The organism is Formosa sp. F44 (assembly GCF_056238645.1).
On record NZ_JBWDLJ010000002.1, the window covers coordinates 554797 to 567507 of the forward strand.

Sequence of the window (12711 nt, forward strand, 5' to 3'; positions counted from 1 at the left end):
GTTATGACTTCAGAAGAAATAAGATTAAATGTAGAGAAAGCATTAGATGAAATCCGTCCGTTTTTAGAGAGTGATGGAGGAGATATTTCTCTGATTTCTATAGAAGACGATAAATTAGTTCGTGTGCAACTTCAAGGTGCATGTGTAGGATGTAGCGTAAATCAAATGACGTTAAAATCGGGGGTAGAAATGACTATTAAGAAGTATGTGCCTCAAATAGAGCAAGTGATAAATGTAGAATAAAAAAGTAGAGATGCTTTTTTTAAGATTATTATAAATGATTAAAACTGATATCTTAATTGTTGGGGCAGGCCCAACTGGATTATTTACCGTTTTCGAAGCTGGATTGTTAAAATTAAAGTGTCATTTAATTGATGCTTTACCACAAGCTGGCGGACAATGTTCAGAATTATATCCTAAAAAACCGATTTACGATATTCCTGGGTTTCCAGAAATTCTTGCTGGAGATTTAACTAAGAATCTTTTAGAACAATCTAAGCAATTCGAACCGGGTTTTACTTTAGGTGAACGCGCAGAAACAGTAGAGAAACAAGAAGATGGTTCGTTTATAGTAACCACAAACAAAGGCACAAAACACCAAGCTCCAGTTGTTGCAATTGCAGGAGGTTTAGGAAGTTTTGAACCTAGAAAACCACTTATTCCCAATATCGCTTCATTTGAAGATAAAGGCGTGGAGTATTTTATTAAAGATCCAGAAGTGTATCGCGATAAACGCGTTGTAATTTCTGGGGGAGGAGATTCTGCTTTAGATTGGAGTATTTTCTTGGCAGATATAGCTTTAGAAGTGACTTTAATTCACCGTAGAAATGAATTCCGAGGCGCTTTAGATTCTGTAGAAAAAGTACAGGAATTAACCTCGAAAGGAAAGATTAAATTAATCACCCCTGCCGAAGTCATTAACGTAATTGGTCATAATAAAGTCGAAGGTGTTGTTGTTGCACAAGCACAGCACATCGATAAAGAATTTATTATTGAAACAGATCATTTTATTCCGCTTTTCGGGTTATCTCCAAAATTAGGTCCTATTGGAAATTGGGGACTTGAGATAGAGAAAAACGCTATTAAAGTAGATAATGCTTTAGATTACCAAACCAACATCCCAGGAATTTTTGCTATTGGAGATGTCAATACATATCCTGGAAAGTTAAAATTAATTTTATGCGGATTCCATGAAGCTACTTTAATGTGCCAGGCCGCCTATCAAATAATTAACCCTGGGAAAAAATACGTGCTTAAGTATACTACTGTAAGTGGTATTGATGGGTTTGACGGTTCAAGAAAAGAATCTCCAAAAGCTGTAGTTAAGGCTATTAAATAAAAAAATAAAAGTGTAGTTTTGGTCGACGTTTTATTAATCAACCAACCCGAGTAGTATAAACTATGGAAGAGCAAGATATAAATATTAAGATTACAGATAGAGACGGGGTAACACACGATGTTGTGGCGCCTACAGATATGGCAATGAACCTAATGGAAGTGGTACGTTCTTACGAGCTAGCTCCAGAAGGAACTATTGGCGTTTGTGGTGGAATGGCCATGTGTGCATCTTGTCAGTGTTATGTGGAGTCTGATACCGAATTACCAGAAATGCAAGACGATGAAGAAGCGATGCTTTCTGAAGCGTTTAACGTAAAAGACAATAGCCGTTTGGGATGTCAGATTCAAATGACACCTGAAATGGAAGGTTTAAAAGTGACACTTGCTCCAGAGAGTTAGATTATTTTTTAGACTTATATTTAAATAGAATACCCAAAAGAGCTTGGTTTAAAAGTTGTTTTGGGTATTGTTGTATGTAGTAAAGACGCAGTCAAGTCTCTCTTTATGCTTATTTGGCAATAATCACTATTTTGGTGCCTTCCAAATTGTTCTTCCCATTCTAAAAATAGACTTTGTTTGTTGTTGAGGTGTCCCGTTTAATATATAGAAATGTCAGCATTTTTAAATCTAATCTCTATAACGCCAAGTATAACGTGAAATCTAAATTTACTTAAACGCATTTAATCCTGTAATATCCAATCCGGTAATTAAGAGATGAATGTCGTGTGTGCCTTCATAAGTTATTACACTTTCAAGATTCATAGCGTGGCGCATAATACTATATTCTCCGGTAATACCCATACCGCCTAGCATTTGTCTCGCATTTCTGGCAATTGTTATAGCCATATCCACATTGTTGCGTTTTGCCATGGAAATCTGAGCAGAAGTGGCTTTGTTTTCATTTTTTAATACTCCAAGGCGCCACGTTAGTAATTGTGCTTTGGTGATTTCGGTAATCATTTCGGCTAATTTCTTTTGTTGCAGTTGAAACTGTCCAATAGGCTTGCCAAACTGCATCCGTTCTTTGCTATATCTTAAGGCCGTATCGTAACAATCCATTGCAGCGCCTATGGCACCCCAAGCAATGCCATATCTGGCAGAATCTAAGCAACCAAGTGGCGCTCCTAGTCCAGATTTGTTAGGTAGAAGGTTTTCTTTTGGAATTTTTACGTTATCAAAAATTAATTCTCCTGTTGCCGAAGCGCGTAACGACCATTTGTTGTGTGTTTCTGGCGTTGTAAAGCCTTCCATGCCACGCTCTACAATTAAACCGTGAATACGCCCAGTTTCATCTTTCGCCCATACAATAGCAATTTGTGCAAATGGCGCATTCGAAATCCACATTTTAGCACCATTTAAAAGGTAGTGATCGCCCATGTCTTTAAAATTGGTGGTCATTCCCGACGGATTAGAACCATGGTTAGGCTCGGTTAATCCAAAACAACCTATCCATTCGCCACTAGCCAATTTAGGTAAGTACTTTTTACGTTGTGCTTCATTTCCGTATTTCCATATGGGATACATCACTAAAGACGATTGCACTGAGGCCGTACTACGAATACCAGAATCCCCACGTTCAATTTCTTGCATAATTAGTCCATACGACATTTGGTCTAATCCGGCACCGCCATAGGTTTCGGGTATGTAGGGACCGAAAGCTCCAATTTCTGCTAATCCGCCAATAATTTGTTTCGGAAATTCTGCATTTTGGGCGTAGTCTTCAATAATAGGAGACACATCGCGTTTTACCCATGCTCGAGTCGCATCGCGAACTAATTTGTGCTCGTCAGATAATAAATCGTCTAGATTGTAGTAATCGGGTGCTTCAAATAGATCTGGTTTCATATCGCGCATGTTTTAAGCTAAACGATTAATGTGTTTAGCTATAGTGAGTCATCTCAAATTTAACGATTACTCAGCAAAACATTACATCTTTAAATAGAAATCTTTGGTAAGCTTAATGTAGTCTTCGGTATAGATGTGGCGTTCAGTTTCAATAATAAGTTCGCTTGTTTCAAGCTCAGTTTTTACGAATGATAACTGTATTAAACTGCGTTTTAGTTCGGAATCGGGATGACCTTTTACTTGTAATATCCTATTTGGAAACAAGTTTACTTTAGAAGCTAAGGCAATAATATTTGATTCTTCTTTAATTGGGACAATTAAACAAAAAGTACCGTGTTCCGATAATAATTTTGAGGCGCTTTCTATTAAATGATCAAAGGGCAACGCTTCTGTAAAACGTGCGACATCCCGTTGTTCATTATTTGTTTTATAATCTTCAGAATAGAACGGCGGATTTGAGATAATAAGATCGTATTCGTCTTCAATTTCATCTACAAATTCTTCTAAGGAAGCGTGATAGCAAAACAAGCGGTCTGCCCAAGGTGCATCTTCAAAATTTTCTACACATTGCTCGTATGCTGCATCATCAATTTCAATAGCATCAATAACTTCGGCACGGCTTCGTTGTGCTAACATTAAAGCAATAATTCCTGTTCCAGCACCAATATCGAGTACAGAAAATGGATGGTGGTCTAGGCTTGCCCAAGCTCCAAGTAATACGCCATCTGTACCAATTTTCATGGCACAACGGTCTTGGTTAATGGTGAATGCTTTGAATTTAAACGGTTTGCTCATAATAAGGTTGTAGTGTATCCTTCGGAACGTTTAGGTTGCCGAAGGATTTTTTATTAAGAATGAGATTTATTCTTCTAAATACAAATCAATTAAACCCTCAGGAGTTTCTACGAAAATGGTTTTGTTGGGCTTGTCTACTTTAGAGATAAACTCGTCGTTCATCGGAATTAATATTTCAATACCATCACGATCTATTTCAAAAAGGGCTTGTGCTGTAGAGTCGTTAATAGATTGTACAATACCTACTTTACCAAAATTTATATCTTCGACCGTAAATCCTATAATTTCGTGAAAATAGAATTTATTACCTTCTAATTCCGGTAAAAAACTAAGCGGTAAATATAAATCCGATTTCATTAAGGCATCTGCATCGGCTTCAGAATCTACATCTTCAAACTTAATACGTAACAATTCTGATTTGTGAAGTTGAGACGACTCAATAAAAAAGGGAACTAAATTATTTCGTAAATCTATAAAGACAGAGTCCATGTCTTCGAATAATTCAGGCTCGTCGGTGTCTAGTTTTATAAGTAATTCACCTTTAAAACTATATTTTTTTACAATCTTTCCAAGAAAGAAACAATCTTCTTTTTTCATAATATTTTAAATAAAAAAACCTGACAATGAATTGTCAGGTTTTAAAAGTATAAAAAATTAATTTTTTATTCCTCTTCGTTTGAAGTTTCTTCTGCAGGAGCAGCATTAGCAGCTTCTTCAGCAGCCTTAGCTTCTGCTTCAGCCTCAGCGGCAGCAGCAGTTCTTGCATCGTTAACAGCTTTTTCAGCATCTAAAGCTTTTGCTTTAGCGTCAGCCTCAGCTTTAGCTAAACCATCTTTTTTAGAATCAACTTTACCTGTTTTTTCTTCTAACCAAGCAGTAAATTTAGCTTCTGCTTGCTCTTCAGTTAAAGCGCCTTTTCTAACACCACCAGCAAGGTGATTTTTTAGCATTGCACCTTTGTAAGATAAAATAGCTTTTGCAGTATCTGTAGGTTGTGCACCGTTTTGTAACCAAGTTACAGCACCGTTTACATCTAATTCGATAGTTGCAGGGTTTGTGTTTGGATTGTAGATACCTAATTTTTCTAAATATTTACCATCTCTTTTTGATCTTGCATCAGCTGCAACGATCCAGTAAAAAGGTTTCCCTTTTTTACCATGTCTTTGTAATCTAATTTTTACAGGCATAATAATTAATTATTTGAGGTTCTCGACCTCGGTTATTAATAAGGCTGCAAAGATACTATAAATTTTTTATTTTCAGGTACTTAATTTAAATGAATTGGTGAACTTAATTTACCTTATTTTTGAATTCTTAATTAAAAAGAATCTTGAAAGATGAAAACTTGGTTTACAGTATGTGTGTTGTGTTTAATATTTATTGCTTGTGATGATAATGTAGAATTTAATCAACCTGCATTTCAGGCAAATATAGAAGATGTAGTTTGGCAAGGGAATACGTATGAGGCTTCAAGAGTGTCTAATGTTTTAACTGTGTTGGCAACGCTTAATGGAGAAAAAATAAAACTAGAAGTGCCTTTCGAGGTTGGTGTAGATACATTAGGAGCGGGTAGAACATCTAACGCTACTTTTACAAATGTAAACGGCACAGAGTTTTCTACATTATTTAGTGCTGTAAACGAGCCTACGGTGTATTATTCTGATGGCCTTGTAAGTGTATCGGAAATTAATAGTGTAGAAGGCTATGTTAGTGGCGAGTTCTGGTTTATTGGTTATGATAACAATGGCCTAGAAAAGGTTAATGTAACTCAAGGTGTGTTTTTTAAAGTGCCTCTTGTAACAGAATAGATTTATATAAAATTTAGGATAATACTAAGCAACACAAAGTGTTGCTTTTTTTTGTTTATAAAAGGTTGTTAAGAGCGGTCGAAAACCCCTTAATAATTCTTACTTTTAACCTCCCAATTTTTTTAGCACAACAGATTTTATGTACTTAATATTCGATACCGAAACAACAGGTTTACCAAAGCGTTGGGATGCTCCCATTAGCGATACAGATAACTGGCCAAGATGTATACAAATAGCATGGCAATTACACGATGAGCTTGGAAATTGTATCGAGCATCAAGATTATTTAGTAAAACCAGAAGGTTTTAATATTCCTTATGATGCTGAAAAAATTCACGGAATCTCTACAGAGCTAGCCGAAGAACAAGGAATTTCGTTAGCAGAGGTTTTAGAGAAATTTAATATTGCGCTTAACAAAACCAAGTTTGTTGTTGGACAAAACGTAGGATTCGACCTTAATATTATGGGGGCAGAATTCTTTAGAGAAGGTGTTGCAAATCAACTACAAGAGCTTCCTGTTTTAGATACCTGTACGGAATTAACAGCTAAACTCTGTGAAATTCCTGGTGGACGTGGAGGCCGATTTAAATTACCAACCTTAACAGAATTACACCAGTTTTTATTTAATACACCTTTTGGTGAAGCGCATAATGCAACGGCCGATGTCGAGGCTACGACACGTTGTTTCTTTGAATTGATAAGACGAAAAGAATTTAGTGTAGAGGCTTTAGACGTTCAGCCAGATTATTTCGAGCGTTTTAATAAAGCAAATCCGCAAGAGATTCAGTTGATTGGTTTAAAACACATCAACTTAAAAAAAGCAAGTGCAAAGATTAATGAGCGCTTACAAAAAGCACAAGCAACAGATCTTTCTGCGGCCGAAATCAAACAAAATATTTCAGAGTTATCAGATGCTAATTTTGCGCATTTACATAACCATACACAATTATCAATTTTACAATCTACCATAAGTATTCCGAATTTGGTAGCGGCAGCGGCTAAACAGAATATGATTGGTGTCGCACTTACCGACCATGCGAATATGATGGGGGCTTTTCACTTTGTAAGAGCTGTTATTAACCATAATAAAGGTGTTCAAGCTAAAAATGAGGAGGCTATTGCGGCAGGAAAAGAGCCCACATTAAACGAAATGAAACCCATTTTAGGGTGTGAGTTTTTTGTTTGTGAAAATCATTTAGATAAAACAAGAAAAGATAATGGCTACCAAATAGTCATTATAGCAAAAAATAAAAACGGGTATCATAATTTAGCAAAATTGTCGTCTGCCGCCTTTACAGATGGATTTTATTATGTGCCTAGAATCGATAAAAAACTGATAGAACAGTATAAGGAAGACCTTATTGTTTTAACAGGAAACCTTTATGGGGAAGTACCAAGTAAAGTTCTAAATGTTGGAGAAAATCAGGCTGAAGAAGCCTTGATTTGGTGGAAAGAACAATTTGGAGACGATTTATATATCGAGTTAATGCGTCATAATCAAGAAGATGAAAATCGTGTGAATCCTGTTTTGATTGCATTTGCGAAGAAGCATGACGTTAAATTAGTAGCTACAAATAATACCTATTATGTAGATAAACAAGATGCCAATGCTCACGATGTTTTGTTATGTGTGCGTGATGGGGAAAAACAGGCGACTCCAATAGGTCGCGGACGAGGTTACCGATATGGTATGCCTAATCAGGAATATTATTTTAAGTCTTCGGAAGAAATGAAGGCGCTTTTTAAAGATATTCCAGAAGCTATAACAAATATACAAGGACTAGTCGATAAGATTGAAATTTACGAATTAGCCCGAAATGTATTATTACCTAAGTTCGATATTCCTGAAAAATTCCAGCATGCAGAAGATGAGATTGATGGCGGAAAACGTGGGGAAAATGCCTTTTTAAGAGATATAACGTATAAAGGCGCTAAGATTCGGTATGGAGAAGATCTCTCTCCCGAAGTTATCGAACGTCTAGATTTCGAGCTTTCGGTTATTGAAAAAACAGGGTATCCCGGGTATTTCTTAATTGTAGAAGATTTTATCCGCGAGGCCAGAAAAATGGATGTTTCTGTAGGTCCTGGTCGTGGATCTGCAGCCGGATCTGTAGTTGCGTATTGTTTGTGGATTACAAATATCGATCCGATGTTGTACAATCTGCTTTTCGAGCGTTTCTTGAATCCGGATCGTGTGAGTATGCCCGATATCGATATTGACTTTGATGATGAAGGTCGAAGTCGCGTTATGGATTATGTTATCGAAAAATACGGAAGTAATCAGGTTGCGCAAATTATCACCTACGGAACAATGGCCGCCAAGTCTTCTATCCGAGACACCGCTCGAGTACTGGATTTGCCACTTTTTGAAGCCGATAGAATTGCCAAACTAATCCCAAACATGTCTAAGCTGAATAAAATATTCGGACTTGATGAAAAAGGATTAAAAGAAAAATTTAGAGCAGAAGATTTAGAGAAAGTTAACGAACTTATAGGACTTGCAGATGGTAATAATCTTGAGGCCGAAACATTAAATTTGGCTCGTCGTTTAGAAGGTTCTGTAAGGAATACAGGGATTCATGCCTGTGGTGTAATTATCACACCAGACGATATTACCAAGTTCGTCCCGGTGTCTTTGGCTAAAGATTCCAACTTGTACGTCACACAGTTCGACAACTCTGTTGTGGAAGATGCGGGGTTACTAAAAATGGACTTCTTGGGGTTAAAAACGTTAACCCTTATTAAAGACACGGTAAAAATTGTAAAAGCTAAGCATGGCATTCAATTAGACCCAGAAAATTTTCCTCTGGATGATGTAAAAACATACGAGTTATTCCAGCGCGGAGAAACAGTTGGGGTATTCCAATATGAATCTCCTGGAATGCAAAAACACATGCAGTCGTTAAAGCCTACCGTTTTTGATGACCTTATTGCCATGAACGCCTTGTATAGACCAGGTCCAATGGAATATATCCCGAGCTTTATTGCACGTAAACACGGGGATGAAGAGATTGAATACGATTTACCAGCGATGGAAGAGTATTTAAAAGAGACCTACGGAATTACGGTATACCAAGAGCAAGTAATGCTTTTATCGCAAAAGTTGGCAGATTTCACCAAGGGTGAAGCCGATGTCTTGCGTAAGGCTATGGGTAAAAAGCAAATTGCTGTACTGGATAAAATGAAACCTAAATTCATTGATCAAGCGAGTGCAAAAGGTCACGATCCTAAAAAATTAGAGAAGATTTGGAAAGATTGGGAAGCCTTTGCAAGTTATGCCTTTAACAAATCCCACTCGACCTGTTATGCTTGGATTGCTTATCAGACTGCCTATTTAAAAGCGCATTATCCTGCCGAGTATATGGCTGCTGTATTATCGAATAACATGAACGATATTAAGCAAGTTACGTTTTTTATGGAAGAATGTAAGCGTATGAAATTGGATGTGCTCGGGCCTGATGTAAATGAATCGTTCTATAAGTTTTCGGTAAACGACGATTATGCGGTGCGTTTTGGTATGGGAGCCGTAAAAGGTGTGGGGCATGGTGCCGTAATGACTATAGTAGCGAACAGAGAGAAAGACGGACATTATAAATCAATTTTCGATTTGGCTAAACGTATCGATTTGCGAGCAGCCAATAAAAAAGCATTCGAGAATCTTGCATTAGCGGGAGGATTTGATTGTTTTACAGATACACACCGTGCTCAGTATTTTCAAGACGAAGGCGATGGCATCACATTTTTAGAAAAAGCAGTTAAATACGGAAACAAGCATCAGGAAAATGAAAATTCTGCGCAAGTGAGTTTGTTTGGAGAAGCGAGTGATGTGCAGATAGAAGAACCTTTAGTGCCACCAGCAGAAGAATGGGGAACTATGGAAAAGCTAGCTCGAGAGAAAGAGGTTGTTGGTATTTATATTTCAGGACACCCGTTAGACGATTTTAAAATTGAAATGAAGAATTTCTGCAACGCAAATTTAAGCATGCTTAGAAATTTAGAAGCGTGTTTAAATGCCGAGCTTACCTTTGGAGGAGTGATTACAGATGTGCAACACCGGGTGAGTAAAATGGGAAAAGGATGGGCGTTATTTACTATAGACGATTATAACGACAGTTTCGAGTTCAGAATCTTTGGTGAAGATTATTTGAAATTCAGACACTTTTTTGTGGTGAATAGTTTTGTGCATGTTAAGGTGTTTGTGCGAGAAGGTTGGGTTAATAAAGATACTGGAAAGAAAAGTGAACCTAGAATCCAATTTAATAGTTTTCAGTTGTTGCATGATGTTATGGATCAATATGCTAAGAAATTATCTGTCCAGCTAAATATTGCTAACCTAACAGAAACTAAGGTGAGCGATTTAAAACATTTATTCGATACACATGTGGGGACAAAACTGTTGAATTTCCTTGTTTACGATCAAGAAGATAAAGTAAAGCTTCCTATGGTTAGTAGAACTCAGAAAATTACAATTTCTCAGGAATTGTTGCATGCTCTAGATGAACAAGAGGTGTATTATAAATTAAATTAATGCAGCAGAATTAAAAATAATCAATTTCCTTAATTTGGTAATAAAGAAAACAAATGGGTGACGTGTAAGGTTTAGGAAATTTTTTGACTAATTTTGTACATTAACAAGAAGTAAAACTTTTAAAATATAATATAATGGCATTAGAAATAACAGACGCGAATTTTGAAGAAACTGTTTTAAAAAGTGACAAACCTGTAGTGGTTGATTTTTGGGCAGCTTGGTGTGGACCTTGCCGTATGGTGGGACCAATCATTGATGAAATTAGTACAGAATACGAAGGTAAAGCTGTAGTAGGTAAAGTAGATGTTGATGCAAATCAAGACTTTGCTTCTAAATATGGTGTACGTAATATCCCAACTGTTTTAGTATTTCAAAACGGAGAAGTGGTAGAACGTCAAGTAGGTGTAGCGCCTAAAAAATCGTATACAGATGCTATCGATAAGCTTTTGTAATCGTATTTAAAACATATAATGTATTAAAAGGTTTGGCGTGATGCCAAACCTTTTTTATTTTTAGAAGGTATTAAAAGCAATTCATGGATTTAAAAGAAGAGTTACAACATGTTGGCGGATTTGTTAATCTGGAATTGTTGGCTAAGCAAGTTGTTGAAGGCTTTATTGCAGGAATGCATAAAAGTCCGTTTCATGGGTTTTCGGCAGAATTTGCCGAACATAAAATTTATAATCAAGGGGAAAGTACGAAGCACATCGATTGGAAGTTGTTTGCTAAAACCGATAAATTATATACCAAACGTTACGACGAAGAAACCAATTTACGTTGTCATCTTATTATAGACAATAGTAGCTCTATGCATTATCCAGAAATGCAGAAATTTTCTTTGCATCATCTTAATAAAATTTCATTCTCGGCCTTAGCATCAGCATCAATTATGCACATGCTAAAACGGCAACGCGATGCAGTAGGTTTAAGTGTATATAGCGATACTTACGAGTATTATGCGCCAGAGAAGGGGAGTGATAGGCATCGGCATATGTTAACTAAGGAATTAGAACGTGTGGTAGTATCAAAGCCTCAAGCAAAAACCACCGATACCTATACGTATTTGCATCATATCGCAGAAAATTTACATAAACGATCTTTGGTGATTTTGTTCACAGATATGTTTCAAGAATCGGCAAAAGATGATCAATTATTTGAAGCGCTTCGCCATTTAAAATATAATAAACACGAGGTGGTATTGTTTCATGTCTTTGATAAGGATAAAGAGTTGCATTTTAATTTCGATAATACACCCAAGCGCTTTTTAGATGTCGAAACAGGATCTTACTTAAATGTATATGCAGACACGATTAAAGCAAACTATGAGACCGAAATTTTGAAGTATTTTGAAGCTTTAAAACTAAAATGTGCCCAATACAAAATTAAATATGTCGAAGCCGATATAAATAATAGTTTCGATAATATACTGACTACCTTTATGGTAGAGCGTTCTAAGTTTTTATAAAACTAAAGCGTGATAAAAAAGTTTAATTTTTGTTTGTGTATTTCAAAAAGGAGTGTATATTTGCACTCGCAATAACGCAACGGTCTGGTAGTTCAGCTGGTTAGAATACCTGCCTGTCACGCAGGGGGTCGCGGGTTCGAATCCCGTCCAGACCGCAATATTGCTAAAAGCCTCAAGCAATTGAGGTTTTTTTTTGCAGTAAATAGTAGTTGTGTTGTTAGATAAATGTAATGTTTATCTAGGTTTAAGTTGTTAAACCAATGAAAGGCTTTCCTTTTTTCAAACTTGAAAATTGGGATGCTTTTTTATTTTAAGACCATTTTGTTTTTATGTTGCGTTTCTTTGGATCATTCCTGATAATCGTATTTATGCAAATAGTGTGCTTAATCCACATAGGAAGACTGTCTCATTTTTTACACCTCCAAATTATTTTTTGTAAGCTTTAAAATTAGATAATTCCACATTTTCTGTTCTCTAGACCAGCCAAACCTCCTAGAAAGACATGACGTTTTACGGTTTTATATAACATGCAGAAGAGAAGTTAAGAGATTAAACCCTAATTTGTTAATACAATTATGAATTTACACCGCAACATGTTTAGTCGTAATTAATTGATTTGTATAATGTTATAGGTGTTAGTTTTTAATTATTTATTTAAATAATAAAATTTTTTAGTAATTATAGTTGTAATATAAAAAAGGGGTGTATATTTGCACTCGCAATAACGCAACGGTCTGGTAGTTCAGCTGGTTAGAATACCTGCCTGTCACGCAGGGGGTCGCGGGTTCGAATCCCGTCCAGACCGCAATATTGCTAAAAGCCTCAAGCAATTGGGGCTTTTTTTATGCAATACACGGTAGTTGTGTTGTTAGATAAACCTAGTGTTTGTCTAAGGTTTAAGTTGTTAAACCAATGAAAGGCTTTCCTTTTTT

Annotated in this window: 11 protein-coding genes and 2 tRNA genes; 9 read left to right on the top strand and 4 right to left on the bottom strand. The window is 36.3% G+C overall.

The features are described 5' to 3' along the window. Nucleotides 1-3: 3 nt before the first annotated feature. The 3 genes from AC0UBM_RS07385 (at nt 4) to AC0UBM_RS07395 (ending at nt 1737) form a co-directional block, all read left to right on the top strand. Nucleotides 4-243 carry a NifU family protein gene (locus AC0UBM_RS07385; protein ID WP_038532239.1) on the top strand — a complete coding sequence of 80 codons (240 nt, stop codon included), beginning with the start codon at nt 4-6 and terminating at the stop codon, nt 241-243. Nucleotides 244-277: 34 nt separating this feature from the next. Next, nucleotides 278-1339, top strand: a complete 1062-nt coding sequence (locus AC0UBM_RS07390) for an NAD(P)/FAD-dependent oxidoreductase (RefSeq protein WP_475688190.1) — start codon at nt 278-280, stop codon at nt 1337-1339. A 62-nt stretch (nt 1340-1401) separates the two neighbouring features. Beyond that, nucleotides 1402-1737 carry a 2Fe-2S iron-sulfur cluster-binding family protein gene (locus AC0UBM_RS07395; RefSeq protein WP_414035558.1) on the top strand — a complete coding sequence of 112 codons (336 nt, stop codon included), beginning with the start codon at nt 1402-1404 and terminating at the stop codon, nt 1735-1737. 267 nt (nt 1738-2004) lie between these two features. On the opposite strand, the gene AC0UBM_RS07400 is transcribed toward AC0UBM_RS07395, so the two are convergent. The 4 genes from AC0UBM_RS07400 to AC0UBM_RS07415 all read right to left on the bottom strand — a co-directional run bounded on the left by AC0UBM_RS07400 (nt 2005) and on the right by AC0UBM_RS07415 (nt 5165). Beyond that, entirely contained in the window at nt 2005-3183 is a 1179-nt protein-coding gene (locus tag AC0UBM_RS07400; protein WP_475688191.1) for an acyl-CoA dehydrogenase family protein, read from the bottom strand. Nucleotides 3184-3264: 81 nt separating this feature from the next. Beyond that, a complete protein-coding gene (locus AC0UBM_RS07405; RefSeq protein WP_475688192.1) occupies nt 3265-3978 on the bottom strand; it encodes a tRNA1(Val) (adenine(37)-N6)-methyltransferase in 714 nt (237 codons plus the stop codon). A gap of 66 nt (nt 3979-4044) precedes the next feature. Then, nucleotides 4045-4575: a ribosome maturation factor RimM gene (rimM, locus tag AC0UBM_RS07410; RefSeq protein ID WP_382380324.1), complete on the bottom strand. Its 531-nt coding sequence runs from the start codon at nt 4573-4575 to the stop codon at nt 4045-4047. Between the two features lie 65 nt (nt 4576-4640). After that, a complete protein-coding gene (locus AC0UBM_RS07415) occupies nt 4641-5165 on the bottom strand; it encodes a 30S ribosomal protein S16 (RefSeq protein WP_414035555.1) in 525 nt (174 codons plus the stop codon). A gap of 150 nt (nt 5166-5315) precedes the next feature. Here AC0UBM_RS07415 and AC0UBM_RS07420 point away from each other — a divergent pair, with 150 nt between their 5' ends. The 6 genes from AC0UBM_RS07420 to AC0UBM_RS07445 all read left to right on the top strand — a co-directional run bounded on the left by AC0UBM_RS07420 (nt 5316) and on the right by AC0UBM_RS07445 (nt 12584). Beyond that, entirely contained in the window at nt 5316-5786 is a 471-nt protein-coding gene (locus tag AC0UBM_RS07420) for a DUF6252 domain-containing protein (RefSeq protein WP_475688193.1), read from the top strand. Between the two features lie 139 nt (nt 5787-5925). Then, complete coding sequence (gene dnaE / locus AC0UBM_RS07425) at nt 5926-10314, top strand: DNA polymerase III subunit alpha (RefSeq protein WP_475688194.1); 4389 nt, start codon at nt 5926-5928, stop codon at nt 10312-10314. Between the two features lie 134 nt (nt 10315-10448). Continuing rightward, a complete protein-coding gene (gene trxA, locus AC0UBM_RS07430) occupies nt 10449-10766 on the top strand; it encodes a thioredoxin (RefSeq protein WP_382380316.1) in 318 nt (105 codons plus the stop codon). Between the two features lie 83 nt (nt 10767-10849). After that, nucleotides 10850-11779: a DUF58 domain-containing protein gene (locus AC0UBM_RS07435; protein ID WP_475688195.1), complete on the top strand. Its 930-nt coding sequence runs from the start codon at nt 10850-10852 to the stop codon at nt 11777-11779. A gap of 81 nt (nt 11780-11860) precedes the next feature. Next, nucleotides 11861-11934: transfer RNA gene (locus AC0UBM_RS07440), tRNA-Asp, on the top strand. A 576-nt stretch (nt 11935-12510) separates the two neighbouring features. Next, nucleotides 12511-12584 (top strand) — tRNA-Asp (locus AC0UBM_RS07445). Nucleotides 12585-12711 lie beyond the last annotated feature (127 nt).